The sequence below is a fragment of the Paenibacillus ehimensis NBRC 15659 genome (assembly GCF_004000785.1).
Classification (GTDB): Bacteria; Bacillota; Bacilli; order Paenibacillales; family NBRC-103111; genus Paenibacillus_G; species Paenibacillus_G ehimensis.
The window spans coordinates 1-25558 of sequence record NZ_BILX01000045.1; the positions used below are offsets into that span (position 1 = coordinate 1).

The 25558-nt window shown below is 52.7% G+C and carries 28 protein-coding genes; all 28 read right to left on the bottom strand.

Annotated elements, in window-relative coordinates:
- Positions 1-1363: proline--tRNA ligase (gene proS, locus PEH01S_RS22185; RefSeq protein WP_127488089.1), on the bottom strand; the 1363-nt coding region annotated here is incomplete at its 3' end.
- A 32-nt stretch (positions 1364-1395) separates the two neighbouring features.
- Complete coding sequence (rseP, locus tag PEH01S_RS22190; RefSeq protein ID WP_025850717.1) at positions 1396-2655, bottom strand: RIP metalloprotease RseP; 1260 nt, start codon at positions 2653-2655, stop codon at positions 1396-1398.
- A 200-nt stretch (positions 2656-2855) separates the two neighbouring features.
- Positions 2856-3998, bottom strand: coding sequence for a 1-deoxy-D-xylulose-5-phosphate reductoisomerase (locus tag PEH01S_RS22195; RefSeq protein ID WP_127488091.1), 1143 nt, complete (start codon positions 3996-3998; stop codon positions 2856-2858).
- Positions 3999-4021: 23 nt separating this feature from the next.
- Entirely contained in the window at positions 4022-4810 is a 789-nt protein-coding gene (locus PEH01S_RS22200; RefSeq protein ID WP_025850719.1) for a phosphatidate cytidylyltransferase, read from the bottom strand.
- 72 nt (positions 4811-4882) lie between these two features.
- Positions 4883-5650 carry an isoprenyl transferase gene (locus tag PEH01S_RS22205; RefSeq protein WP_025850720.1) on the bottom strand — a complete coding sequence of 256 codons (768 nt, stop codon included), beginning with the start codon at positions 5648-5650 and terminating at the stop codon, positions 4883-4885.
- Positions 5651-5709: 59 nt separating this feature from the next.
- Entirely contained in the window at positions 5710-6264 is a 555-nt protein-coding gene (gene frr, locus PEH01S_RS22210) for a ribosome recycling factor (RefSeq protein ID WP_025850721.1), read from the bottom strand.
- Positions 6265-6267: 3 nt separating this feature from the next.
- Positions 6268-6993 carry a UMP kinase gene (gene pyrH / locus PEH01S_RS22215; protein ID WP_010491262.1) on the bottom strand — a complete coding sequence of 242 codons (726 nt, stop codon included), beginning with the start codon at positions 6991-6993 and terminating at the stop codon, positions 6268-6270.
- Between the two features lie 97 nt (positions 6994-7090).
- Positions 7091-7741 (bottom strand): translation elongation factor Ts, encoded by a 651-nt coding sequence (gene tsf / locus PEH01S_RS22220; RefSeq protein WP_127488113.1) that lies wholly within the window; start codon positions 7739-7741, stop codon positions 7091-7093.
- A gap of 94 nt (positions 7742-7835) precedes the next feature.
- Positions 7836-8534 (bottom strand): 30S ribosomal protein S2, encoded by a 699-nt coding sequence (gene rpsB, locus PEH01S_RS22225; protein ID WP_025850723.1) that lies wholly within the window; start codon positions 8532-8534, stop codon positions 7836-7838.
- A gap of 251 nt (positions 8535-8785) precedes the next feature.
- The gene (locus tag PEH01S_RS22230) at positions 8786-9295 is read right to left on the bottom strand and encodes a hypothetical protein (protein ID WP_127488093.1); all 510 of its coding nucleotides are present in this window, start codon (positions 9293-9295) and stop codon (positions 8786-8788) included.
- Complete coding sequence (locus tag PEH01S_RS22235) at positions 9288-9848, bottom strand: DUF6115 domain-containing protein (protein ID WP_025850725.1); 561 nt, start codon at positions 9846-9848, stop codon at positions 9288-9290. The genes PEH01S_RS22230 and PEH01S_RS22235 overlap by 8 nt, the downstream gene beginning before the upstream one ends.
- A gap of 30 nt (positions 9849-9878) precedes the next feature.
- Positions 9879-10211: a hypothetical protein gene (locus PEH01S_RS22240; protein WP_025850726.1), complete on the bottom strand. Its 333-nt coding sequence runs from the start codon at positions 10209-10211 to the stop codon at positions 9879-9881.
- A 39-nt stretch (positions 10212-10250) separates the two neighbouring features.
- Positions 10251-11660, bottom strand: coding sequence for a DUF342 domain-containing protein (locus tag PEH01S_RS22245; protein ID WP_127488115.1), 1410 nt, complete (start codon positions 11658-11660; stop codon positions 10251-10253).
- Positions 11661-11683: 23 nt separating this feature from the next.
- Positions 11684-12466 carry a FliA/WhiG family RNA polymerase sigma factor gene (locus tag PEH01S_RS22250; protein WP_025850728.1) on the bottom strand — a complete coding sequence of 261 codons (783 nt, stop codon included), beginning with the start codon at positions 12464-12466 and terminating at the stop codon, positions 11684-11686.
- A gap of 18 nt (positions 12467-12484) precedes the next feature.
- The gene (locus PEH01S_RS22255; protein ID WP_025850729.1) at positions 12485-12901 is read right to left on the bottom strand and encodes a hypothetical protein; all 417 of its coding nucleotides are present in this window, start codon (positions 12899-12901) and stop codon (positions 12485-12487) included.
- Positions 12902-12905: 4 nt separating this feature from the next.
- Positions 12906-13400 carry a chemotaxis protein CheD gene (locus PEH01S_RS22260; protein ID WP_025850730.1) on the bottom strand — a complete coding sequence of 165 codons (495 nt, stop codon included), beginning with the start codon at positions 13398-13400 and terminating at the stop codon, positions 12906-12908.
- Complete coding sequence (locus PEH01S_RS22265) at positions 13397-14017, bottom strand: chemotaxis protein CheC (RefSeq protein ID WP_025850731.1); 621 nt, start codon at positions 14015-14017, stop codon at positions 13397-13399. Before PEH01S_RS22265 ends, PEH01S_RS22260 begins: the two co-directional genes overlap by 4 nt.
- A 5-nt stretch (positions 14018-14022) precedes the next feature.
- Positions 14023-14484: a chemotaxis protein CheW gene (locus PEH01S_RS22270; RefSeq protein ID WP_127488095.1), complete on the bottom strand. Its 462-nt coding sequence runs from the start codon at positions 14482-14484 to the stop codon at positions 14023-14025.
- Between the two features lie 51 nt (positions 14485-14535).
- Positions 14536-16593 carry a chemotaxis protein CheA gene (locus PEH01S_RS22275; RefSeq protein WP_025850733.1) on the bottom strand — a complete coding sequence of 686 codons (2058 nt, stop codon included), beginning with the start codon at positions 16591-16593 and terminating at the stop codon, positions 14536-14538.
- A gap of 48 nt (positions 16594-16641) precedes the next feature.
- Complete coding sequence (locus PEH01S_RS22280; protein WP_127488097.1) at positions 16642-17757, bottom strand: protein-glutamate methylesterase/protein-glutamine glutaminase; 1116 nt, start codon at positions 17755-17757, stop codon at positions 16642-16644.
- A gap of 54 nt (positions 17758-17811) precedes the next feature.
- A complete protein-coding gene (locus PEH01S_RS22285; RefSeq protein WP_025850735.1) occupies positions 17812-18681 on the bottom strand; it encodes a MinD/ParA family protein in 870 nt (289 codons plus the stop codon).
- Positions 18674-19972 carry a flagellar biosynthesis protein FlhF gene (gene flhF / locus PEH01S_RS22290; RefSeq protein WP_127488099.1) on the bottom strand — a complete coding sequence of 433 codons (1299 nt, stop codon included), beginning with the start codon at positions 19970-19972 and terminating at the stop codon, positions 18674-18676. Before flhF ends, PEH01S_RS22285 begins: the two co-directional genes overlap by 8 nt.
- Positions 19969-22002 carry a flagellar biosynthesis protein FlhA gene (gene flhA, locus PEH01S_RS22295; RefSeq protein WP_025850737.1) on the bottom strand — a complete coding sequence of 678 codons (2034 nt, stop codon included), beginning with the start codon at positions 22000-22002 and terminating at the stop codon, positions 19969-19971. The genes flhF and flhA overlap by 4 nt, the downstream gene beginning before the upstream one ends.
- A 24-nt stretch (positions 22003-22026) precedes the next feature.
- Entirely contained in the window at positions 22027-23118 is a 1092-nt protein-coding gene (gene flhB, locus PEH01S_RS22300; protein WP_025850738.1) for a flagellar biosynthesis protein FlhB, read from the bottom strand.
- Between the two features lie 18 nt (positions 23119-23136).
- A complete protein-coding gene (gene fliR, locus PEH01S_RS22305; RefSeq protein ID WP_127488101.1) occupies positions 23137-23919 on the bottom strand; it encodes a flagellar biosynthetic protein FliR in 783 nt (260 codons plus the stop codon).
- Between the two features lie 12 nt (positions 23920-23931).
- Complete coding sequence (fliQ, locus tag PEH01S_RS22310; protein ID WP_025850740.1) at positions 23932-24201, bottom strand: flagellar biosynthesis protein FliQ; 270 nt, start codon at positions 24199-24201, stop codon at positions 23932-23934.
- Between the two features lie 25 nt (positions 24202-24226).
- Positions 24227-24991: a flagellar type III secretion system pore protein FliP gene (gene fliP / locus PEH01S_RS22315; RefSeq protein WP_025850741.1), complete on the bottom strand. Its 765-nt coding sequence runs from the start codon at positions 24989-24991 to the stop codon at positions 24227-24229.
- The gene (locus tag PEH01S_RS22320) at positions 24988-25461 is read right to left on the bottom strand and encodes a flagellar biosynthetic protein FliO (protein WP_246063033.1); all 474 of its coding nucleotides are present in this window, start codon (positions 25459-25461) and stop codon (positions 24988-24990) included. The genes fliP and PEH01S_RS22320 overlap by 4 nt, the downstream gene beginning before the upstream one ends.
- Positions 25462-25558: the final 97 nt, after the last annotated feature.

Sequence of the window (25558 nt, forward strand, 5' to 3'; positions counted from 1 at the left end):
GGCTCGTGGCGCCGGTCTCTTCTTTAACCTGCGCTTCGCAAGCCGCAGAACCGCACCACCCCGACAACGCGAAGCCGCGTTTCTGCTCGAGGAACGATTTCAGCTCGTCCAACGTATCCGCTTCCGTCATGCTTTCGTCACGGAACCGCTTGGCTCGATCATACATTTCCTGCTGCGTTTCCGTCAACAATTTTTGCACTTCTTCTACAAATTGGTCCTGCCGGACGACACGCTTCTCCCCGGTAATCCGGGACACCAAGACCACTTGCCCGTTTTCCATGTCCCGCGGTCCCAACTCAACGCGGACCGGTACGCCACGCATCTCGTATTCGTTAAATTTCCAGCCCGGACTTTGATCCGGACGATCGTCCACTTTCGCGCGTACACCAGCCTGCTTCAACTGGGCATACAGCTCGTCTACGCGGCCGACAACCTGCTCTCTCGTCTTCGGAGGGCCAATCGGAATCATGATGACTTGCGTCGGTGCGATCTTCGGCGGCAAAGCCAGACCGCGGTCGTCGCCGTGGACCATGATCAGGGCTCCGATGAGACGGGTGCTTACGCCCCAGGAGGTCGTATGGCAGAACCGATGCTGGTTCTCGCGGTCCAAATATTTAATATCGAACGCCACGGCGAAGTTGGTGCCCAAATAGTGGGAAGTCCCCGCTTGTACCGCTTTGCCGTCTTTCATCATCGCTTCGATGGAATACGTATCGACGGCCCCCGCGAATTTCTCGGAAGGCGTCTTCTGACCCATGATGACCGGAATCGCCAGGAACTCTTCGGCAAAAGAACGATAAATTTCCAGCATCTGCATCGTTTCTTTACGCGCATCGGCCTCGTCCTCATGTGCCGTATGGCCTTCCTGCCATAAAAATTCGCTCGTGCGCAGAAATGGCAGTGTCCGCTTTTCCCAGCGGACCACGTTGGCCCACTGGTTGATCAAGAGAGGCAGGTCGCGGTAGGAATTAATCCATTCCGCGTACATGTGGCCGATCATCGTCTCGGACGTCGGGCGAATCGCCAGCCGCTCTTCGAGCTTCTCGCCGCCGGCTTCCGTTACCCACGGCAGCTCCGGGTTGAAGCCTTCCACGTGCTCTTTTTCTTTTTGGAAAAAGCTCTCGGGAATGAACAGCGGGAAATAAGCGTTGCGGTGTCCCGTTTCCTTAAACCGGCGGTCCAGCTCCCTCTGGATATTTTCCCAGAGCTCGTACCCTTCCGGTTTAAATACGATGCATCCGCGGACCGGCGAGTAGCTCATGAGATCCGCCTTTTTAATGACATCAATATACCAGCGGGAGAAATCCTCGCCCTGCGGCGTAATCTCTTTGACAAACTGTTTGTCTTGCTTTTGGTTCGACATCGTTCTGTTTTCCCCCTACGGACGGCAATTCGTTATCCTTTAATCAATCGTAATATATCGTTATAAGTGACGGCTATCATAAGCAGCATCAGCATCGCGAAGCCGACAAAATGGACCATGCTTTCCCGGCTCGGATCGACAGGCTTGCCGCGGAGCGCCTCCAGCAGCAAGAACACCAGCCGGCTTCCGTCCAGCGCGGGGATCGGCAGCAGATTAAACAATCCCAAATAAAGACTCATAATGGCCATCCACGAAATGTATTGGGCAAAACCTGCACTGGCCTGCTCGCTTGTAAATTCGACGATCCTCACCGGACCGCCCAAGTCGTCCATTTTGACCTGAAGCGTCGCCAGCTTGCCAAAGCCGTCCATGATGATGGTAGTTGCGGAAACAAGGCTGTTCCAGCCTCCCGTAAATCCTTCCAGCACGGTAGCAGGCCGCGTTTCAGTCAGGAGCGAGACGCCGACGCGAATTACGCCGTCCTTGTCCATGAGCGGAGTCACTTCTTTACGGATTTGCTCCTTGTTGCGCTCAATAATCCATACCATCGGTTTATTCGGAGATTGTTGAATCAAGTTCGTCAGCTTGCTGCGGTCGGAGCCGATTTGCACATGATCCACCTGAAGAATAATGTCGCCGGACTGCAGTCCCGCTTTCTCCGCAGCGGAAGCCGGAACGGTTTCCTGAATTTTGACCCGGTTGGGCACTCCTGCCACGAACACAAAGGTTATAAAGAGCGCCAAGGCAAGAATAAAATTCATCAGCGGTCCGGCAAAGATGGCCATCGCCCGCTGTCCTACCGTCTTGCTCCCGAACTGGCGGTTCCATGGGGCAATCTGGGTTTCTTTTTCCTTGGACACCATCATCGCTTGAGGATGAATCGAATAGCGTTCGATTTCCCCGTCGACATCCAGGCGGACGAACAAATCCTTTTCCAGATCGATCTGCTCGACGACGCCTTCAATCGCATCCCGGCGGCTTTCAAACTCGTTCAAATAAATGTGCGTGACCTGATTGTCCTCCAGCTGCACGGCGATGCGTTGACCCTGATTGATCTGAACGATTTCCGGGTCTTCCCCGGCCATGCGGACGAAGCCGCCGATCGGAAGCAGTCTGAGCGTATACCGGGTTTCTCCGCGTTTGAAGGAGAGCAGCTTGGGACCGAAGCCGATGGCGAATTCGCGAACGAGAATGCCCGCTCGTTTGGCAAAGTAAAAATGTCCCCATTCGTGAATCGTAACTAGAACAAAAAACAAAAGAACAATTTGAAATACGTTCTGGATGTTAGCCAATGGGTGTACGGCCTCCTTAAGCGCAAATGTTCATATCCAAGTTATGGGCAAATGTTTAGTGGCTGCATGAAAAATTGTCCGAAGCCTTCCTTTAAGATTAACATTAATCCCAAAGGGAATACAAGCCGGGACTCATGATATGAACATATGAGCGGCTTCCCCGAAAGATGCCCTGGCGTCGCATCTTCGAACGGCCCATTTTAGTGCAGGCTCCGCGCCTCTTGCCTAGCCCACCGGTCGATCTCTGAGATGGCGGACAAATCCGGGGCCGGGACCGGGGAATGTTTGTCCATAACCTTGGCAATCAGCTCTTCGATGGCCAAGAATGAGATTTCCCCTTTTAAGAACCGTTCGACCGCAACTTCGTTGGCCGCATTGTATACGGTAGGCATGGAGCCGCCCATCCGTCCGCTTTCGTACGCCATCCGCAGACACGGATAACGATCGAAATCCATCTCGCGAAACTGCAGCTTTCCGACATCGGATAAGCGCAAACGCTCGGAAGGCGTCGCCATCCGGTCCGGATAGGTCAACGCGTACTGAATCGGCACCCGCATATCCGGCATCCCCAATTGGGCGATGATGCTGTAATCTACGAACTCGACGAACGAATGGATTATACTCTCGGGATGAATCAGCACTTCAATCTGATCGTAGGGCAATCCGAATAGCCAGTGGGCTTCGATCACTTCCAGCCCTTTGTTCGCCATCGTCGCCGAATCGATCGTGACTTTCGCGCCCATCGACCAATTCGGATGCTTGAGCGCATCTTCCACAGTTACGTGAGTAAGCTCATCCCGGGTACGATCGCGAAACGATCCACCGGAAGCGGTCAACGTAATTTTATGTACGCGGTCCCGCGATTCTCCGTTCAAGCATTGGAATATGGCTGAATGCTCGCTGTCGACCGGAAGCAAAGCGACGCCGCGGCGCTTTGCCAATTCCGTCACGAGATGTCCTGCGCTAACCAACGTCTCCTTGTTGGCAATACCGATGTGCTTGCCCGCGTCGATCGCGGCCAGCGTCGGCTTAAGTCCTTGACTGCCGACAATAGCGGTAACGACCAGCTCGGCATCGGTCCCTGCCGCAATTTCGTGCAGCCCCTCTTCGCCGTGAAGAACCTGAACGTCCGATTTCACTGCCGTACGCAGCTGTTCCGCCGCTTCCTTCGTGGCAACGGATACCTTACGGGGGCGAAAGCGCTCGATTTGCTCAATCAGGAGCGGTATATTATACCCCCCGGCAAGCCCTTCCACCTCGAACCGTTCCGGATAATGCGATATGACATCCAAGGTCTGGGTTCCAATGGACCCGGTCGACCCCAGAATACTGACTTTTTTCACCAACGTTCACCTCGGGGCAATAGTTATACGTGCGGGAGCAGAGCCGCTAAATGAAGGAACGGAAACACGATCAGCCAGCTGTCGGTCCGATCAAGCACGCCGCCGTGTCCCGGCAGGATCGTTCCCGTATCTTTGATGCCCTTCACCCGCTTGTACGCGGACTGAATCAAGTCGCCCATCTGACCGACAACCGCAATGATGAGCCCGATCCAAATCGCCTGCGCAAAGCTGAGAAGTTCCGGACGGTACCAGGCAAAGCCGAGTGCAACGACAACGGACAAAGCCGTGCCGCCGATCGCTCCCTCGACGGATTTCTTCGGACTAATGGCTGGCCAGAGCGGTGTTTTTCCAATTACCGATCCGGTAAAATACGCGCCGGAATCGGTTGACCAGATGCATAAAAACACGAGCAGCGTCCAATAAAGCCCGTTCTCGGAAAGCCAGCGCGTCTCCACCATGTAATGAAAGCCGATACCGACGTACACCATGCCCAAAAATGCCGTAGCAATATGATCGATCGTAATTTTGTTCTTCGAAATAACGGTGACGGCCATAAAAACAAACAGAAATAACCAAATCAGGCGCTCTATCGAAATTCCTGCCACCTGCCACGGTATGACAAGGGCAATCACCCCAAGAGAGCCTAAAAGCCCGATCGTTTTGTTCTTATGAAGGCCGTTCATCCTTAAAAACTCGTCGTACCCGATCAGCGATAAAACCAGGATTAACCCGGCAAACCAATAGTCTCCCAAGTACAACAGGATGAAAAAGGCGAGCCCTGCCACGACTCCTGTGACAATTCGCTGCTTCAAATCGATTCCTCCATCGTTTATGCTGGCAGACGGACATTATGCCGAACTGCCCCTACCTGTTGTCAACCGCCGTTATAAACCGCCGTATCTTCTGGCGCGGCGCTGGTATTCCCCGACTGCTTCGTAGAAATGCTGCTCCGTAAATTCCGGCCAGCACAAATCTGTAAAAAACAGCTCCGAATAGGCTAACTGCCATAGCATAAAGTTGCTGATCCGCAGCTCTCCGCTGGTGCGTATCAGAAGATCGGGGTCCGGGAGCGGATCGGTTAATAAATATTTGGAGAAAAGCGCCTCGTCCACTTCGTCCGCGGCGACTTTATTTTCTTTCATATCCTGAGCGAGCCGCTCAATGCCCTTCAGCATTTCTTTACGGCTTCCGTAATTCAGCGCAAAATTCAAGATGAGGCCGGTGTTATGCTTCGTTTGATCAATCGCGTCCTGAACCGCTTTCAGCGTGTAATCAGGCAGACCTTCCTGCCAGCCTGTCATGCGGATCTGAACGTTATTCGCAATCAGTTCGTCGATTTCTTTCGGAAAAAATTCCATCGGCAGCTTCATCAAGTAGTCGACTTCTTCCTTCGGTCTCTTCCAATTTTCCGTGGAAAAAGCATACAAGGTCAGCACCTTCACACCGATGCTGTTTGCGGCCATCGTAATTTTCTTTACGTTTTTCATACCTGAATGGTGGCCTGCCACCCGCGGCAGTCCCCGCTTTTGTGCCCATCGGCCATTACCGTCCATGATGACGGCGACATGGTTCGGAATGTTGTCCGCATCCAGTTGGAGAGCGGCTTGCTCTCCCTCCGGTTTGCTTCCAAACCATTTTTTGAATGACATCATGTCTGAATCCCCCATCAGGAAAGACTAAAAGCCCCCTCGAATAAGGGGGTCTTTACCGGTTACACTTCCATGATTTCTTTTTCTTTGGCAGCCAATACTTTATCGACTTCCGCGATATGCTTGTCCGTAAACTTCTGGATGTCGTCCTGATGACGCCGGGATTCGTCTTCCGATATGCCCGTCTTCTCCAGTTTTTTGATATCGTCGTTCGCGTCGCGGCGGATGTTGCGAATCGCCACTTTCGCTTCTTCGCCGAACTTGCGCGTCATTTTGACAAGCTCGGAACGGCGTTCTTCCGTCAAAGCCGGAATGACGATACGGATCGCACTGCCATCGTTGGAAGGCGTCAATCCGAGATCGGATTTCATAATCGCTTTTTCGATAGCGGCAACCGAGCTTTTGTCCCACGGCTGAATCATCAGCGTGCGGGAATCCGGCGTATTAATGTTCGCCAGCTGGTTTACCGGTGTCATAGAACCGTAGTATTCGACTTGAACGCGATCCAGCAGGGCAGGGGTCGCCCGCCCCGCACGAAGCGAAGCCAGCTCCTTTTTCAGCGCGGCGATCGCTTTCTCCATGCGTTCTTCCGCACTTTTTTTAATGGATTGCGGCATAGATTACACACTCCCTTTTACGATCGTGCCGATCTTCTCCCCAACTACGACGCGCTTGATATTGCCGCTCTCCGTAATCGAGAAGACGACCAGCGGAATATTGTTGTCCATACATAAGGAGGATGCGGTCGAGTCCATAACGCCAAGGTTTTTGTTAAGCACTTCGAGATAGGTCAGCGTTTCGAATTTTTGCGCGGTAGCGTCTTTGAACGGATCGGCGGTGTAGACGCCGTCGACTTTGTTCTTCGCCATCAAGATCACTTCCGCTTCGATTTCGGCTGCTCTAAGCGCCGCGGTCGTATCCGTCGAGAAATACGGATTGCCCGTTCCTGCCGCAAAAATGACAACCCTGCCCTTTTCCAAGTGCCGGATCGCTCTTCTGCGGATGTACGGTTCTGCAACCTGCTGCATCGTGATGGACGTTTGTACTCGTGTCGGTACGCCGATCGTTTCCAGCGCATCCTGCAGCGCCAGCGAGTTCATCACCGTAGCCAGCATACCCATGTAGTCTGCGGTTGCCCGGTCGATGCCTTTTGCGCTTCCGGCAATGCCGCGCCAGATGTTGCCGCCGCCGACGACGATGGCGACCTCCACCTGAAGATCCACTACTTCCTTCACCTGCTGGGCGATGGACGAAATCATCTCGGAGTCGATGCCGTAACCTTGCTGTCCGGCTAACGCCTCTCCGCTTAATTTCAAAATGACTCTTTTATAAATCGGACGTTCCAAGCTCCAACCCCTCCATTTCGATCAGACCGCTAAAGCTTTCTTTTAAAAAACAAGGAACACAGCGTGTTCCTCGTTACCTTGCATTTATCTTGTTGAATTACAGCTTAACTTGGGACATAACTTCTTCAGCGAAGTTTTCTTGTTTCTTCTCCAAGCCTTCTCCGAGTTCGAAACGTACGAAACGACGGATCGACAAGTTCTCACCGATCGTTGCGATGTTTTCTTTCAATACTTCTTCTACGGTTTTGTCCGGATCTTTAACGAAAGGCTGCTCAAGCAAGCAGTATTCCTCGTAGTATTTCGCCAGACGGCCTTCGACGATTTTCTCGACGATTTTTTCCGGCTTGCCTTCGTTCAGCGCTTGGTTCGTCAAGATTTCGCGCTCTTTCTCCAGCGCTTCTTGCGGAACTTCTTCACGGCGAAGGAATTTCGGGTTGGAAGCTGCGATGTGCAAAGCAACGTCGCGAACAAACGTTCTGAACTGCTCGTTTTTAGCAACGAAGTCGGTTTCGCTGTTCACTTCAACCAACACGCCGATTTTGCCGCCCGCGTGGATGTAGGATTCGATCATTCCTTCGGTCGCAATCCGGCCCGCTTTGTTAGCCGCTGCGGAAAGACCTTTTTCACGCAGAATTTCGGCGGCTTTCGTCAAATCGCCGTTCGCTTCTTCCAATGCTTTCTTGCAATCGAGCATGCCTGCTCCTGTTTTTTCACGCAATTCTTTTACTGCTGCTGCACTAACTGCCATGATTTGGCCTCCTTGGAATGTGATATGTATTCCCAAAAAAAGGGCGGTGAAAGGATTTTGCACCTTTAAACCACCCTTTCTCGTATTCAATGCATTAAGCTGAAGTCTCTTCGCCTTGGTGAGCCTCGATAACCGCGTCGGCGATTTTAGCCGTCAGCAATTTCACGGCACGGATCGCGTCGTCGTTACCCGGGATCACATAGTCGATTTCGTCCGGATCGCAGTTCGTGTCTACGATACCAACGATCGGAATACCGAGCTTGCGTGCTTCCGCAACGGCAATGCGTTCTTTGCGCGGATCGATGACGAACAGTGCGCTTGGCAGACCTTTCATATGGGAAATGCCGCCCAAGAACTTCTCAAGACGATCTTTTTCCTTGCGAAGAATGATAACTTCTTTTTTCGGCAGCACTTCGAACGTGCCGTCTTGCTCCCATTTTTCCAGCTCGTGCAAGCGGTTGATCCGTTTTTGGATCGTTTGGAAGTTCGTCAGCGTACCGCCGAGCCAACGTTGGTTGATGTAGTACATTCCGCAGCGCTCAGCTTCTTCTTTAACCGAATCCTGAGCTTGCTTTTTCGTACCTACGAACAAGATCGTGCCGTTCTCTGCGGCTACGGACTTGACGAAGTTGTAAGCTTCCTCAACTTTTTTGACCGTTTTTTGCAGGTCGATGATGTAAATTCCGTTTCTTTCGGTGAAGATGTATCGATCCATTTTCGGGTTCCAACGACGGGTTTGGTGACCGAAGTGCACCCCAGCTTCGAGCAGCTGTTTCATGGAGATAACTGCCATCCTCACGCACCTCCTCTAAATTGGTTTTTGGGTTTCCTCCGTCGATCGCATCTTCCGGTAAAACTCCTTGACCGCGACGCTCAAGAAAGCATCTGCTGAAGCCAGCGGGAGCACCGTTACCGGAACTTAACCGACGTGTGGTTTTTAACACCGAGAATTACTATACCATAACTGACAACCGTATGCAACACCCGTGACAAATCGACAAAAAAAGACAAAATCAGACCCCATAGCGCGAGTCTGATTTTTCTTTATTGTATCGTTAAGTTGGCTATGACTTGCGTCAGCTCTTGCGCCCCCTTGAACACATGAAGACCGGAGACGATTTTGTCGTTAAGCTGCTTCTGTTTCATCGTATCCACAAAGGCGGTCCGGTCGGCAATAACGCCGCTCTGCTGCAGCAAATCCGCCACCTGGGCGGCGCCCATGCCTTTGGAGACATAAATATACGTTTCTTTGTCCGGCGCAGCGGATTGCGGCTGTGCGGCTTGCTTGTCTCTCTCTTCTTGCAGCTTCTGCGCGATCATGGCATCAACCTGCGGTTGATCGTACAGCTTTTGATTTTTGTCGTACACATTAAAATAGGTAGAAGCGACCTCTTTGAGCCGGATCCGATCCATCTCTTCGGGCGCCTGCCCTGCCTCAGGCTGCTTGGAAGCGGCGGTGCTCGCAGGGGCAACCGCATTCATCAGCTGAAGCAGAACGGCCCCCAAAATCAAACCGGTACCGAGCCCGTACAGGAGGGATTTGTTTTTAAGCATTCGATCGTTCCTCCTGTTTGGCAAGCTGCAGGATCAGACTGATCTCCCCCTTGTTCATGCCCAGCTTCTTGGCGATATAGTCCGTCGATTTGCCGGACTCGTACAAGCCGAACAGCTCGCCGTAACGCTCTTTCATATTCATCGGAGCCTTGTTTGTTGCTTCCGGCTGCATGTCGGGTTTGGCAGGCTCCGTATCGACCGCCTCTCCCGGCATCGACGCGTCGGCTTGGCGGGACACGCGCCGCTGTTCCTCCGAGAACGTCAGCCGGCCCAGTTCGTCCCGCAGCTCCTGACATTGCTTTTCCAACGTTTCCACACGCGAGGCCAGTTGAGCCATATGTTCCTCGTAAGTTTGTTTCGTCCCGGAAAACAGCTCGATCAGCGCTTTGTTCTGCTCCTCAAGCTCCATAGCCAAGTGATCCATCGCCTGCTCCATCTCTCTTACGATGGGGCCGTCGGTCTTGGCTGCTCCTTCGGATTTTCGCGGGATAATCTTTGCATAGACCACGATTAGAAGCCCGACCAGCACGATGTATACCCAAGGTTGGTCCAATTGCATTCACCTAGTTTCACAACAAAATAGTTATAAGGTCAAGTCGATATGATGCCCCTTGAACGGATGCTCCGGTACGGTACTGCCCGGGGGCTGCTTGGCTTCCTCGGCCGCCTTCTTCGCCCCTACGCCGCCTCGCGGGTCCCGTTCGCCCGAATGGCCCGACTGATCGTCTTTGATCGAAGCTTGACCGGTCTCCTCCGCCTTGGCGCTGACTTGACGCTCTTTCACAGTCATCTTCTCATTGGCGTTGTTCAGCATGGTCTGGTCTTCCACCCGCTTTTGCACCATTTGATGCTGCTTCAGACCGGCTTCGTCGTTCTTATGGAGCGCAAACTGCATTTCAACCGGTTTCATGCTCACCGGCGTTCCCTCCTTCGAGCCGTACGCATTCGTCGGCCGTTATACGATAGGAAGCATTGCAATGTCACCGTCCATCAGTTGAAACCTGACACGCGGAGAGGTATCTTTGATGAACTTGGTGTACCGCCCGATCACGATTTTCGTTCCGCTGTAGGCGCTGGAAATGACTTCGACCTTTGCTTTTTCCGAGTCCTCAAGCGATTTCTCAATTTCCAGCATCCGCTCCCTGGAGCTCGCAATTTCTTCCGTAACCTGTTTCTTGGTGTGGTTCAGCTTAACCCGCATCGCTACTTTGTCCGGTCCAAGCTGCCCTGCAGCCGCCAATTGGTCCAGCAGCACAAGAGCTTTATCCGTTTTGTCCAGGTTCTCGCTTAAAGCTCTTTGCTGGATGCGCAGCTGCTGAAGCTCATTGCGGAGCTCCGGCAGGACGCCGACTTCGATGATCGTCGCAGTCGACATGGAGTTGCCGATCGTTCGGGCAATGACCGAGTCGCCCGCTTGAATCATGCCTCCGACAATCAGTCCCTTGGTGCCTTTGCATACCACTTGTTTGCCGGCGCGCACCTGAGAGTGCATTATGCTCTGACTGACCAGCACTTCCTCTCCCGCTTCCACGTTGGCATCCTGGATAAAAGAGCTTTTCACCCGTTTTCCGGCACGGATCGTTCCTTTGTTATGACCAAGAATCCCCGCGCTGATCTCGATGGAGCCGCCGGCCTCCAAGTCTGCGGCGTCCACGCTGCCTGTAATGCGGATATCTCCCGCGGCTTTTATGCGAAAGCCCGGCAGCACGTTCCCGCGGATGACGACGGAACCAACGAAATCGATATTTCCGACATTATAATCGACATCCCCGTTCACCTCGAAGATCGGAAAAACATTGATCTTATCCCGGTCCGTCTTGGTGACCATGCCGTCAATTGCGGCATAAATGGCCGTTTGCTCCGGATCGGTCACGACGTTTTTGCCAAGCTTGAAGCGCGCTTCCTTCCCGTCCTTTGCAAACAGCGTTTCCCCGGTAACCGCGCGACCCGGAACGCCTACGCCGGCCGGAATTTTTTGGGCGATCAACTGCCCCTTCTTCACGTTATGGATCGTCGTCACTTCTTTATAATCGACCTTGCCGTCCTCCAGCTCAGCAGGACGTTTGGAGTTGTCGTCCAAATCGTACATCATCTGGACACGCCCGTCCTGACCATTCTTCGGCGCATCGCCTTTTGCAATCACGTTCTGAGAGAAGAAGAAAGCCTTCGGATCGTCGACGATCGCGGCGACTTTCTCCTCATCTATACCGTATACGATGTGATACGAGGCAAGCAATTCCATAAGCTGTCCTTTGGAGACACGGAACGAATCCTCGCAATTCGCAAACTTGAGGTAAGCGAACAGCTTGTCGTCGGACAACGATATATCCATATAATAGCTGAGCGGCATCGCCAGATCGGCCATCATTCTCCCCACCTTCCGACTCCTTAGTCATAAAATAGCTGCGCCTTATGACGGCTTAAAGAACCTTTTAACCGCAGAATCGCTTTTGAGTGCAGCTGTGATATTCTAGATGGGGAAAGATTCATGACTTCGGCGATCTCGCTTAAAGACAATTCTTCGTAATAAAAGAGCGATACGACGGTCCGCTCTTTTTCCGTCAACCGTTCGATAGCTTTCGCTAACGTTTCCTTTAAATATACTTCATTTACTTTGGATTCCGGACTCTTCGCTTTTTCGTCAATTAACAAGGAAAGCCGCGTCTCCGAATCTTCCTCCCGGATAGGATCGTCGATCGAACAGACAGTCGTCACTGCGATTTCCTGTACCATATGTTGAAACTCCTGCTCGCTGACATCCAGATAAGAGCTGATTTCGCTATCGGTTACGGAACGCAAGTATTGCTGCTCGAGCTTTTGATAAGCGTCCTCGATCTTCTTAGCCTTCTCCCTCACGGAACGGGGAACCCAGTCGCCTTGACGGAGCCCGTCGATCATCGCTCCGCGAATGCGCCAGGAGGCATACGTTTCAAATTGCAGTCCTCGCTCGTAGTCGAACTTTTCGATGGCATCGATCAAGCCCATAATACCGCAGCTGGATAAGTCTTCTTTCGAAACGTTTTTAGGCAGACCGATGGAAAGACGACCCGAAACGTAATCCACGAGCGGCAAATACGTTTCGATGAGCGCCTGCTTCGCTTTCAATTGTCTGTCTTCTCTCCATTGCTTCCAAACATCGATATTCGCCAAATGGGATTTTTGCGCGATCATGACAGATAGTCACCATCCTTATTCTTCAGACATTCGGCGAACCGCCTGTGCCAATTCGTCAGGACTCCCTTGTATCTTCGTTGAGAGCTTCGGCGGATTCAGCGGGGAAAAATCGGTCTCCGCGGCGTCCTTCGGACCCGGCGACGGTTTCAGCATCTGATGCAGCTCCGCATCCTGATCGGGCGTTATAACATCGACCGCCGTCCCTTTAAGCTCATCCTCTTCTTCCGAATGCTCAGGAATCGGAGCGCCCGCAAATCCGGCAACCGTGCCAAGCAGCCAACGGAACAAAAATACGATTACAAACATCAGGACAAAGCTGTAGAAGCTGCGAATCAAGGTAGTCAGCCAAATATTGTCGGTTATCGACAAGGCAAAGGTAATGACGAAGGCCGCGGCTCCTACGATAAAGTTCCAACGTATCGATCCGATCATAGGTTTACAATTCCTTCACTCCGTGTTGTACGCTGCGAATCATAAGCATACCGGATTCGCAATCGAATTCGATGGTTCGTCCGTAATTGCCGCCGGTATCTTCGGCAATAATCGGGATCTGGTAACGGCTGAGCATATCCTTGCAGGACTCGACATTCCGCGGTCCAATCCGCATCGTGTCCGATTGGGAGCCGAAAGCGAACATTTGTGCGCCCCCGGCCATTTTGGCAACCATGCGCTTCACTTGAGCCCCCAGATCCTCCATCAAGCGAATCAATTCGGGGATCGCCGTATCGGCATATTTCGCGATGTTCAGCTTTCCTTCTCTGGCAATATCCGAGGTCGGCAGCATGACGTGGGCCATTCCGGCTACTTTGGCCTTGGCATCGAATAAGGTAACGCCCACGCAGGAACCGAGCCCCGTCGTTTTGAGAACACCGGTCAAGTGAGCGACGTTCAGGTCGGCCATTCCTACTTTAATCAGATTGTCTTGGATCATGGAGTATGCACTCCCAAAGCAACGAAAATACGTTCGAAGGACTCCGGGTCCGGGATGAGGAAGAAATGCCCTTCCACCTCGTCGCTTCCGTCCAGAAACTTCGTGTCGATCAAAAGCGCCTGGTCTCCCATTTGACCGAATTGGAGCAGGCCGTAGCTCAGAATCGCTCCCGCCATATCAATCGCAAGCGAAGGAACGGTGGGCTGCATGTTCAGCTGTGTGAAATCCGCCAGGGACGATAAGTACGAGCCTGCGAGAATGTTGCCGATCTCGTTGAGGGCGGACAATTCCATTTCGGAGTACTCTTCGCCTTCCACCGATTCGATTCCGGCTAAGTTGCGAAGGAGCTTTTTAGCCGACTCGAATTTCAGGATAAAGAACAAATTTCCCGGCGTTTCCCCTTCGACTCTCAGAAAGATAGCGATAACGGCTTGCTCGGCTCCTCCTACGCTGTCCGCGATTTCTTCAAAAGGAACCATTCGGACTTTGGGCACGAGCATATCAACAGGCTTATCGAGCAGCTGCGAGAGCGCAGTAGCCGCATGTCCGGCACCGATATTTCCGACTTCCTTCAGTACATCCATTTGAAAATCGGCAAAAGAATTAAATGCTTCCACTAGGCCTACTCCTCTACATTCTCCAGTTGAACGATCTCGCTCTTGCTCAATACTTCCTTCAGGTTCAGCAGCACGAGCAGCCGGCTTTCGCCTACTTTGGCAATCCCGTGCAGGTACTTGGCCTTAATGCCGCCTACGATTTCCGGCGGATCGTCGATATGATCCGAATTCACATCGATGACGTCGTTGGCCGAATCGACAATCAGGCCGACTTCGATGTCGCCGACGGCAACGATAATGATCCGCGAGTTATCGGTATACTCGGTCTCTGGAAATCCGAAGCGGCCGCGCAGATCGATGACGGGGGTAACGACGCCGCGCAAATTGATGACGCCTTTGACAAAATCAGGCGTTTTCGGAACCCGCGTCATCGGCTGCATCCGTTCAATGGTGCGGACCTTCTCGACCTCAACCCCGTACTCTTCCTTTCCTAAAGCAAACACGATGACTTTCAATTCTTCTCCCATACTCGCAGCCTCCTTAAGTTATCGCGTGAATGTAGCCGTCTTTGCGTCCCGCTATTTAATCAAGGCATTCGTATCGATAATTAACGCGACTTGTCCGTCTCCCAGAATGGTTGCGCCGGAAATCGCGAACAGCTTGGTCAAATATTTGCCGAGCGACTTCAGCACGATTTCCTGCTGGCCGATAAACTCGTCGACGACGAGCGCCGCCATTTTGTCGCCTTTGCGTATGATGACCACTTGCGTTTCGTTCTCGGAAATATTCGTTCCTCCCGGCACATCGAACAGATCGGCCAAGGAGACGAGCGGGATGACCCCGGTACGGTACTCGACCATGCGATTGCCGTGAACCGAGCGGATCTGCTCTTGACGAACGGCCATCGTTTCCACAATGGAAGAAAGCGGAATGGCGTACTTCTCGTTATTGAGCCGGATCAGCATCGCCGAGATAATCGATAGCGTCAGCGGAAGCTGAACGGAAAATTTCGAGCCTTTCCCCCATACCGAATCGACTTGGACTTGTCCGCCTAGACTTTGAATCTTCGTTTTCACGACATCCAGTCCGACCCCGCGGCCGGAGATGTCCGATATTTTATCCGCCGTACTGAAGCCTGAGGCAAAAATCAACTGATTGATCTCGTCATCCGTAATTCGCTCGGCTTGCTCCTTCGTCAAAACATTGTTTTCCAACGCTTTCTTCAGCACTTTGTCCCGGTTAATGCCGCGTCCGTCTTCCTCGATCTCGATAAAAACATGGTTTCCGCTATGATACGCGCGCAGATAAATCGTTCCGGTCTCAGGCTTTCCGAGGGCAACACGCTCAGCAGCCGGTTCCACCCCATGGTCGACGGCATTCCGAAGCAAATGCACCAACGGATCGCCGATTTCGTCGATGACCGTCCGGTCCAATTCCGTATCGGCGCCGGTGATAATCAGGTCTACTTTTTTATCCAGCGTCTTGGCGACGTCCCGGATCATGCGCGGGAAACGGTTAAAGACGGTATCGATCGGCACCATGCGCAGCTTGAGTACGATATTTTGCAAATCGCTGCTCACCCGGGACATATGCTCGACGGTTTCCGTCAGCTCGCTGCGGCGAATTTCGCTCGCAAGCTGCTCCAACCGTACCCGGTCAATCAACAGCTCGCTGAAAAGGTTCATCAAGGTGTCGAGCCGCTCGATGTCGACGCGGATCGTGCGACCGGCTACAGGGGCGCCGCCGGCGGCAGGCGCTTTTTTGGCTTCCTGCTTCGGCGCTTCCTGTGTCGATGCGGCTGCCGTCTCGGCTTGTGCCTGCGCCTGTGCGGCCGCAGCGTTGGACCCGGAAGGAGGAGTCATGAGTTCCGTCAGCTTGGCCTGATCCAAAACGATGAGGTCCACTTTATCGATTTCGGATACGCTGGCGACTTGCTTATGCAGCTCCTCGCTGTCAATTTGGGATATGTAATAAACGACAAACGATTGCTCGAAGCGCTCCTGCTCGATATCTTCCACGGAGGGGTTGGACTTGATGACCTCCCCGTTCTGCTCGAGCACATTAAACACCATATAAGCGCGCGCCGCTTTTAAGACGCAATCCTGTCGGACGGTTACTTCGAGGCGAAGTACAGGGATGCCTGCTTCGATCGACTGTTGAAGAATCGAGTATTGAAATTCGTCAAGCTCGGCCCCGGCGGCAGTGGTCTGCGCCGCTTTGGCGGTCGCGCCTCCGGCTGCGCCGCCCTTGGTGTAATCGCCGGACACGATGGATTTCAGCGCGGCGACGATTTCGGTTACGTCCGCTTGGCCTGTGCCGCCTTGAATGATATCCTCCACCATAGATTCCAAGGAATCCAAACTTTTGAACAGACAGTCGAAAATAAACGAATCCATCTTCAGCTTATGGTTTCGGACGAGGTCCAGCACGTTCTCCATCTCGTGAGTCAGCGACGCCAGATCCTCGAATCCCATCGTCGCCGACATTCCTTTCAACGTATGCGCCGACCGAAAAATATTTTGCACGATCGTTATGTCTTCCGGGCTGCTCTCCAGACTGAGCAAATGTTCGTTCATCGCTTGCAAGTGATCTCTCGACTCATCGATAAACATCGAGAGGTATTGATTCATTTCCATATCTACACCTCCATCATGGTAATTGCTCTATCCAGGCTTACCCGGAAGTCAGGGCTCGCGGGCGATGGCTTGTACCAGCTTCGCGGTAATTTCCTGCTGGGGGAGCACATGCGTTACGCAATTCAGCTCCACCGCCGCGCGAGGCATGCCGTAAACGATGCAGGTGTCCTCCGATTCGGCGATCGTCGTCACTGCCCCGGATTGCTTCAGCGCCAGCATCCCTTTGGCTCCGTCGGAGCCCATACCGGTCATGAGTACGATGTGGCGTTTAAGCTCTCTCATCGGCAGAAGCGACTCAAAAAGCACGTCCACCGACGGCCGGTGTCCGCTGCGCGGATCTTCTTTTGACAGATGGATCTTGTAAGAATGTGGCCCATTGCGGGCTACGGTCATATGGTAACCGCCAGGGGCCACATAAGCGGTGCCGCTCTCGAGAATCATGCCGGCTTCCGCCTCAACCACCCGCAGCCTCGAAACCGAGTCGAGCCGCTGCGCCAGCGACTTGGTAAAGTTAGGAGGCATATGCTGGACGATAACGACCGGGGCGGGAAAGCCATCCGGGAAATCGGACAACACTTGATGCAGCGCCCGAGGCCCCCCGGTCGAGGTGCCGATGGCGACGATATGTTCGAATCCGGCCGTACCGGCAGCCGTTCGCCTTTCCGCTCTTGGGGCCGGTGCCGGGATCGGCCGAGGATCTTTCGGCGCCTCCGGCGCTTTAAGCAACGGCTTGCTCACCGCGGGGCGAGACAGCTTGCGCATGTTCGTTTTTACCGCGATGTGCAGTTTTTCGAGCAGCAGTTGCTTGACTTTATGCAAATCGAGTGAAATCGAACCCGACGGTTTTCCGACGAAATCAACAGCCCCCCATTCGAGCGCTTTGATTGTCTCCGCCGCGCCTTCTTGGGTCAGACTGCTTAACATGATGACCGGAACAGGGTGCTCATTCATGATCGCGCGAAGCGCATCCAACCCGTTCATTTCCGGCATCTCAATATCCATGGTCACTGCATGGGGATTCAACTTTTTGACCAGCTCCACGGCTTCCTTGCCGTTCTTCGCGGTTCCTACTACCCGCAGCGCCGGGTCCCCCGATATAAGGTCGGTGATGATTTTTCTCATAAAAACCGAATCATCCACCACGAGCACATCATAAGGCTGCATCCGTTTCACTCCTCTGCGTTGTGTCTGATTCTGAAGGTCGGAGGACGTTCTCTTTTATTTAAGCAGCTTAATCATTCGGTTCAAGAAGCCTTTGACCGCCCCCGAGCTCATGTCCGCCGGCTTTTGGTTCGCAATGAAATGATCGGTCAGAAGATACATCGATTTGGAAGCGCCGCTCGACGGAAAAGCTACGGTGAAAGGCACCTGCTTTTTTACGGCTTTGGATACCGCGGCATCATCAAGCACGTAGCCGATCGTTGGAATGTCCAGATTCAAAAATTGCTTGGCGACCATACTGATCTTCTCGGCGGTTTGCTTGCCCTCCCGCCAATCGGTCACCCGGTTGACGACCAGCCGGAAGCGGATGTCGTAATCCATCGAGCTCACCATTTTGATAATGGCATAAGCATCGGTAATCGAGGTCGGCTCCGGCGTCGTCACCACGATCGTTTCTTGCGCGGCAACGATAAACTTGAGCGTTTCTTTGGACAACCCGGCCCCCGTATCGAAAATAATAAAGTCCGCATGTCCGTTCAACTGGCCGATCTGTTCTTGAAAATAATCCAATTGTTCCTCGGACAGCCGGATCAAGTCGTTAAACCCCGATCCTCCTGCGATGAATTGCAAGTCGTTATAGCCGTTATGAATGATGTCCCAAATCGTCTTTTCTTTTTTCAATAAATGATACAAATTGTACTTGGGGGTAATTCCCATAAGCACGTCGATATTGGCCAGACCGATATCGGCGTCGAAAACGAGGACTTTGAACCCCTTTTTTTGAAGCGCAAGAGCAAAATTAAGCGTAAAGTTCGATTTGCCGACCCCGCCCTTACCGCTCGTAACGGCAAGGATACGTGTCGGCTTTTCTGCGGATTTGCCTTGGTGCTTGATCAGATTCCGTAGCTCTTGTGCCTGATCATTCATGGTTGTTATCCTCCAGAATCCAATCGATCAGCTGCCGCTCGTTCAACTCCTCGATATCGTCGGGAACGCTCTGCCCGTTGGCGATATAAGATGTCTGCAATCCGAAATCGCGGATGAGGTTGACGACGGCGCCGTACGAATCGGTCTCGTCCTTTTTCGTAAACAGTACTTTATCTAATTTGAACTTGCTGAAGTTATAGGTAATGGCCTTCATATCTTTGTACTTGGTCGTTAAGCTGAGGACCAGGAACGTTTCGCTCTTCCCTCCGGATTGAAGCAGCGCATTCAGCTCCGAAACGTACATCTCGTTGCGGAAGTTTCGGCCGGCCGTATCCATAAAAATAAGGTCGCAGTCTTTCAAATTCTCGAATGCCTTGTTCAAATCCAGCGGAGAAAAGACCACCTCCAGCGGCAGGTTCAAGATGGTAGCGTACGTCTTGAGCTGTTCCACCGCTGCGATCCGGTACGTGTCGGAGGTGATGAACCCGACCTTGCGGCGGTGCTTCAGCACTTGCTCGGCAGCCAGCTTGGCAATCGTCGTCGTTTTACCGACGCCCGTAGGCCCGACAAAATGCGCGATGCGGGTATCGAAAGCGATCGCTTTGCCGCCCTGCGGCTGAAGAAGGGTGTGAAGCTGCATCCGGAGGGAACGAATCGCGAATTCTTCCGTGACCGGAACGTCTTCGGCTTCCGCTTCCTCCGATACCCGGGCCAAAAGCTCCTGGACAATCTGCGAATCGATCTCTTGGTCGAGCAGCCGACGCTCCAACTCCGTTAAGACCGGATCTCGGTCTGCCTCCGGCATACGCTGTGAAGACAGCTTCTTCATCATTTCTTTCATCTGCTTGATCTCTTCAAGAAGCGTATCTTCCCTGACTCTGCCACTTGCGGATACCGGCGGCGCCCCCGCAGGGACGGCCTGGAGGGGCGGGCTTGCCGGCAGTACGTCCGGCACATCGGGAAACGACAGCGCCGGCTGCGCTTCCCGCTCCCGGTCCCGCTGCATCCCGTAGGCGGCGGCCGCAGCCGTACTGCCCACAAGCGCATTAGCCGCCGGGGCGGCCGGCTTCGCCAAGGTAGCGGTCGCCGACTTGCCGGAAGCCGGCTGTCCGCTTCCGGCCGCGGAATCCGTAGCGGCGATCACCTCGATCTTTTTCTTCGAAAACATGCCGAGAAATCCGCCGGAACGAATCTCTTTCGTGTTGATGATGACAGCGTCTTTCCCGAGGTCCGTGCGAATTTTTTGCAGGGCATCCGGCATGGAGTCTACGACATATCGCTTCACTCTCATAGATTAACAACCCCCATGCTCTGAATTTCAACGCTCGGCTCCAGCTCGCTGTAAGATAGAACCGGAATGTCCTGCATTGTGCGTTCAAGCAGCTGCCTCAAATACATCCGAATGGTGGGTGAGGTGAGAACGATCGGCTGCTGTCCGGCTTGAAGCAATTTGGTCACTTGATCGGCAAGCTTCTGGTAGATCACTTGGCTGGACGTCGGATCGAGCGCGAGATAACTGCCCTGATCCGATTGCTGTACCGATTCCGCGATCTTTTTCTCGAGCGTCGGCCCGACGGTAATGACTTTCAGCGACTCGCCGCCGGTCGTGTATTGCTGCGTAATTTGCCTGGACAATCCCTGCCGGACATATTCCGTCAGCACTTCCGGATCCTTGGTATACGTGCCGTAATCGGCAAGCGTCTCCAGAATGGTGACGAGATCGCGGACGGATATTTTTTCGCGAAGCAGCTTGACCAGCACTTTTTGCACGTCGCCGATCGACAGCACATTCGGGATTAAATCCTCGACCAGCGCCGGGTGATGCTCCTTGACGTTCTCGATAAGCGCCTTCGTTTCTTGACGGCCCAGCAGCTCGTGAGCGTGCTTCTTAATAATTTCCGTCAGATGCGTCGCTACGACGGATGGCGGATCGACTACCGTGTAGCCGGAAAGCTCGGCCCGTTCCTTCGTCGCCTCATCAATCCAGAGCGCCGGCAGTCCGAAGGCCGGTTCCAGCGTATCGATCCCCGTAATCGAATCGTCGTCGATTCCCGGGCTCATCGCCAAGTAGTGGCCAAGAAGCAAATCGCCGCGCGCAACCGTGTTGCCTTTAATTTTAATGACATATTCATTCGGACGCAGTTGAATGTTATCGCGAATCCGGATCACCGGTACGACGATGCCGAGCTCGAGAGCGCACTGTCTGCGGATGAGAATGACTCGGTCGAGCAGGTCGCCGCCCTGCTGCGTATCGGCCAGCGGGATGAGTCCGTAACCGAATTCGAACTCGATCGGATCAACCTGCAGCAAGCCGATGACGCTTTCGGGGCTTCGTACTTCTTCGATCTGCTGTTCCTCCTCCAGTTGGACTTCAGCGGCTTGCTTGCGGTTCATCGTCTGTTGCATTTTGTAAGCGGCGAAGGCAAGCACGGCAGCGATTGGCAATGTCGTGATCAAATGAATCGGTGTAAAAATACCCAGCGCCGTAATCGTCCCCGCCACAATATAGAGCAGCTTCGGATAAGAAAAGATTTGCGATGTCAAGTCGTGCGCCAAGTTTCCTTCAGATGCCGCCCTCGTCACGATAATCCCCGCCGCCGTAGAGATCAGCAGCGCCGGAATTTGGCTGACGAGACCGTCCCCGATCGTCAGGATCGAATACAGCTCCCCGGCTTCCTTGATCGACATCCCTTTCATCGCCATTCCGATAATCAAGCCGCCAATGATATTGATCAGCAGCATGATAATGCCGGCAATCGCGTCTCCTTTGACGAATTTGCTCGCACCGTCCATTGCGCCGTAAAAGTCGGCCTCGCGTGAAATTTTCTCGCGACGTTCTCTGGCCTGCTGTTCGTTGATCAGCCCCGCGTTCAAATCGGCGTCGATACTCATCTGTTTCCCCGGCATCGCGTCGAGTGTAAACCGTGCGGCCACCTCAGCGACCCGCTCGGAGCCTTTGGTAATGACGATAAACTGCACCAGCACCAAAATGATAAAGACCACAAAACCGACGACAATGTTGCCCTGGGCAACGAACGAACCGAAGGTGCTGACCACGTTGCCCGCGTCCCCATGGGCCAAAATGTTTCTGGTTGTCGATACGTTCAACGCAAGCCGGAACAAGGTAGTAATGAGCAGGAGCGACGGAAAGATGGAGAACTGAAGCGCGTCCTGTGTGTTCATGCCGATCAAGATGATCATGAGTGCAGCCGATATGTTGATAATCAGCAGGACATCCAGCAACCATATCGGCAGCGGGACGACCATCATCAGAACGATGCCGATCACGCCGATCAGCACGACCAGGTCTTTTGCTTTCATTGCAGGGTGTCCTCCTTTCCGGGATTAGTTCGCTTTTCCTTTAACTTTGTATACGTATGCCAGCACCTCGGCTACGGCCTGAAACATATCGGCCGGTATCGATTCTCCGATCTCAACCTGCGCGTATAATGCGCGGGCGAGCGGTTTGTTTTCCATCGTTATGATGCCGTTATCCTTGGCAATCTGCCTTATCTTCAAGGCGATGTAATCGGTTCCCTTGGCGATAACGGTAGGCGCCTGCATCTTAGAGGCATCGTATTGGAGCGCGACGGCAAAATGCGTCGGGTTCGTGATGACGACGTCCGCTTTAGGAACGTCCTGCATCATCCGCTGCAGTGCCATTCGGCGCTGCTTCTCGCGGATCTTCCCTTTAATCAGCGGATCCCCTTCCGTTTTCTTGTATTCGTCTTTAATATCCTGCTTGGACATCCGCAAGCTCTTCTCATGCTCGTAGCGCTGATAAATGTAATCCAAAATCGACATGACGATCAAAATCAATCCGATTTTAATTCCCAATTGCAGTGTCAAGGAGGCCGTGAAAGCGATAATTTCTTCCAGCGGCAGCCGCGCAAGCTGCAATATATTGTCCTTTTCCGCCATGAGCGTCGTATAGACAACTACGCCGATCACGGTCATCTTGAGCACCGACTTGAGAAAATCGACGATGGCCCGCATGGAGAACAGCCGCTTTGCCCCTTCAATGGGGTTGATTTTGCTGAACTTCATCATGAGCGGTTCGCCGGTAAACAAAAAGCCGATCTGCACATAATTTCCGACAACGCCGATGACCATCGAGATCAAAAAAATCGGGCCGAGAATCAATAACATTTGCGTGGCGATATTTTCGAATAACACCATACTGTTATCCAGGGTGACGTTCATATTAAGAAAGTCGATGAAGATCGAGCGAAATAAACTGACGAGCCGCTCTTTCATGTAGCTCCCGAACAAGAAAAACGATAAGAAGGAGAAAAACAAGATGAAGGCGGCCGGCACCTCCATGCTTTTGGCCACTTGCCCTTTTTTGCGGGCTTCTTGTTTTTTCTTAGGCGTCGCCGCTTCCGTTTTCTCTCCCGAGAACAATTGCAAATCCAGCTTTAAACGTAATGCAGCCACGGCCTGCCTCCTCACACGCTAACTGCCAGCGAACAATCCGAAAAACTTGGACATCGTTTCCAGCATGGTCGAGAATTTCTCTTTGTAGATCAATTCGTATCCCGGAAACAACAGAAGCAGCAAAATAAAACCAACGATAATTTTCACCGGAATCCCGATGACGAAAATGTTGAATTGCGGGGCTACCCGAGCGAGAAGCCCGAGACCGACATCGGTCAGGAACATCGCGACGACAAGCGGCGCCGCCATTTGAAAGCTTATGGCAAATACTTGAGAGAACGTCTTCAGCATAAAGTCCGAAAGCTGACCGTTATAATTTTTAACAAACAACTCGTTATTCAAAGGAATCCATTCGTAGCTTCGCATAATCCCTTCGAGCAAGTAATGATGGCCGTTGAAGCTCAAGAACAGCAGCATGGCGATCATGTACTTCAGGTTGCCAAGAATCGGACTTTGCGCTCCTGTCAGCGGATCGATCACGTTCGCTATACCGAACCCCATCTGAAGGTCGATGAACGAACCGGAAATCTGAACGACCTGAAAGAACATATAAGCTATGAAACCCAGACATAGTCCCACAAGCACTTCCCGGAAAACGGAAAGAATATACATTGAATCCATAGCCACAGGCGTCGCCAGCCCGATACTGAAGAAAGTAATAAAAGCAACGAAAAACGATAGCCCTACCTTCAGCTGCATCGGCACATTACGAGCCGCAAACACGGGAGCAACGACAAAAAACGAAGAAATCCGACAAAAAAACAACAAAAATCCGGGAAGATACTGCAAAACCCACTCCATTTCACCCACAACCTATCCCACGTATTTATACAGGTTATTCAGCAGATTATAGGTAAAATCAACGAGTGTCGTCAGTATCCAAGGACCGAATATAAGTATCGCAAGCAGTACAACGACAATTTTCGGAACAAAGGCAAGAGTCTGCTCCTGGATTTGCGTCGTCGCTTGAAACACACTGATGATCAAGCCGACTGCCAGCGCCAGCACCATCATCGGAGCGCTGGCTTTGAGCGTGGTGTATACCGCTTCTCCGGCCAATCTGATTACAAATTCCGAGCTCAATGTGCTCTCCTCCCGGCTGGTCCGTCTATGTATTGTAACTGAGCAGAAGCGAACGAACGACGAGATACCAACCGTCCACAAGAATGAACAGCAAAATTTTGAACGGCAACGAAATCATTACCGGCGGCAGCATCATCATCCCCATCGCCATCAGCGTACTGGCAATGACCATATCAATGACCAAAAACGGAATAAAGATCATAAAGCCCATCTGAAACGCCGTCTTTAACTCGCTAATCGCATAAGCGGGAACAAGTGCCGTAAGCGGCGTATCTTCCACTCCGCTGGGCCGTGGCGCCTTGGTGTAATCCAGGAACAGCTTCAAGTCTTTCTCCCGGGTATGCTGAAACATGAACTTCTTGATCGAAACGGATGCTTTCTCCAGCGCTGCCGTCTGGGTCAGCTCGCCCTTGAGATATGGCTGCACAGCCGTTTGGTTGATATCCCCAAGCGTTGGCGCCATGATGAAAAAGGTCAGAAATAACGCAAGACCGATCAGCATTTGGTTCGGCGGCATTTGCTGCGTACCGAGCGACGTCCGGACAAAGCCGAGCACGATGACGATTCGGGTAAAGCTGGTCATCAGAATCAGAATGGCCGGAGCGATGCTGAGAATAGTAATCAGCAGCACGATGGTAATGGCGCTCGAAGCCCCCTGCGGATTGTCGGTTGTCCCGATATCGATGTTGATTCCGGGAATCGGATCGGCCGCATAGGCAGGGCTTGCGAGCGAACCGCACAGAACAAGAAGAATCAGCAGGAAAATGAGCCTCTTATTGAATTTCATCATTTATCATTCAACCGATCTGAAGTAGTGTCTTGCTTGAGCAGCTGCTCCATTTGTTTCTTTTGCTCCGACATATGCTGGATTTTCGTGTGAAACACCTCTTGGAACGAGGCGGTCACTTCCATGTCTTCCTCGACTGCCGGCTTGTTGCGGAGCTTTTTGAGCCAGCCCCCGATGGAATCGAAGGTCGGGCCCGCAAACGCCGGACCGGAGGACATCAGCTCCGTAATCAAAGCGACCTCGGTTTCGTCCTCGATCTTTTCGAGCAGCTGAATGTTCTCCCCGACTCCGACGATATAAAGCGACCGGCCGATTTCGACAACTTGAATCGATTTATTTTGTCCGAGCGGCAATCCGCCCAAGGATCGAATCGACCGCCCGGATAAAAATTTATTTTTCTGCGAAATCATCTTCACGATGACCAGAAAAATTCCGATAATAAGTAGAAGAAAAAAAAGGACTTGGAAGACCATCCAGAACGTGCCCCCTGAACTGCCTTCCGTTACAAGTCGATCCGGCGTTCCCAGCATTCCCGCCCCAGAGGGGGCCGGGTTTTCCGGTTCCGCGAAA

Excerpts from the sequence above, each read along its gene's own strand:
- flhF (WP_127488099.1), bottom strand. The coding sequence starts at position 19,972 with ATGAGAGTGAAGCGATATGTCGTAGACTCCATGCCGGATGCCCTGCAA.
- fliR (WP_127488101.1), bottom strand. The coding sequence starts at position 23,919 with ATGGAGTGGGTTTTGCAGTATCTTCCCGGATTTTTGTTGTTTTTTTGT.
- tsf (WP_127488113.1), bottom strand. The coding sequence starts at position 7,741 with ATGGCAGTTAGTGCAGCAGCAGTAAAAGAATTGCGTGAAAAAACAGGA.
- frr (WP_025850721.1), bottom strand. The coding sequence starts at position 6,264 with ATGCCGCAATCCATTAAAAAAAGTGCGGAAGAACGCATGGAGAAAGCG.
- PEH01S_RS22260 (WP_025850730.1), bottom strand. The coding sequence starts at position 13,400 with ATGATCCAAGACAATCTGATTAAAGTAGGAATGGCCGACCTGAACGTC.
- PEH01S_RS22285 (WP_025850735.1), bottom strand. The coding sequence starts at position 18,681 with ATGAATGATCAGGCACAAGAGCTACGGAATCTGATCAAGCACCAAGGC.
- PEH01S_RS22280 (WP_127488097.1), bottom strand. The coding sequence starts at position 17,757 with ATGCAGCCTTATGATGTGCTCGTGGTGGATGATTCGGTTTTTATGAGA.
- PEH01S_RS22275 (WP_025850733.1), bottom strand. The coding sequence starts at position 16,593 with ATGGAAATGAATCAATACCTCTCGATGTTTATCGATGAGTCGAGAGAT.
- rpsB (WP_025850723.1), bottom strand. The coding sequence starts at position 8,534 with ATGGCAGTTATCTCCATGAAACAGCTGCTCGAAGCTGGGGTGCACTTC.
- fliP (WP_025850741.1), bottom strand. The coding sequence starts at position 24,991 with ATGATGAAATTCAATAAGAGGCTCATTTTCCTGCTGATTCTTCTTGTT.
- PEH01S_RS22205 (WP_025850720.1), bottom strand. The coding sequence starts at position 5,650 with ATGATGTCATTCAAAAAATGGTTTGGAAGCAAACCGGAGGGAGAGCAA.
- PEH01S_RS22255 (WP_025850729.1), bottom strand. The coding sequence starts at position 12,901 with ATGATCGGATCGATACGTTGGAACTTTATCGTAGGAGCCGCGGCCTTC.
- PEH01S_RS22245 (WP_127488115.1), bottom strand. The coding sequence starts at position 11,660 with ATGGCCGATCTGGCGATGCCGCTCAGCTATTATATGGATATATCGTTG.
- PEH01S_RS22270 (WP_127488095.1), bottom strand. The coding sequence starts at position 14,484 with ATGGGAGAAGAATTGAAAGTCATCGTGTTTGCTTTAGGAAAGGAAGAG.
- PEH01S_RS22320 (WP_246063033.1), bottom strand. The coding sequence starts at position 25,461 with ATGGTCTTCCAAGTCCTTTTTTTTCTTCTACTTATTATCGGAATTTTT.
- PEH01S_RS22230 (WP_127488093.1), bottom strand. The coding sequence starts at position 9,295 with ATGCTTAAAAACAAATCCCTCCTGTACGGGCTCGGTACCGGTTTGATT.
- PEH01S_RS22250 (WP_025850728.1), bottom strand. The coding sequence starts at position 12,466 with ATGATCGCGCAAAAATCCCATTTGGCGAATATCGATGTTTGGAAGCAA.
- flhA (WP_025850737.1), bottom strand. The coding sequence starts at position 22,002 with ATGAAAGCAAAAGACCTGGTCGTGCTGATCGGCGTGATCGGCATCGTT.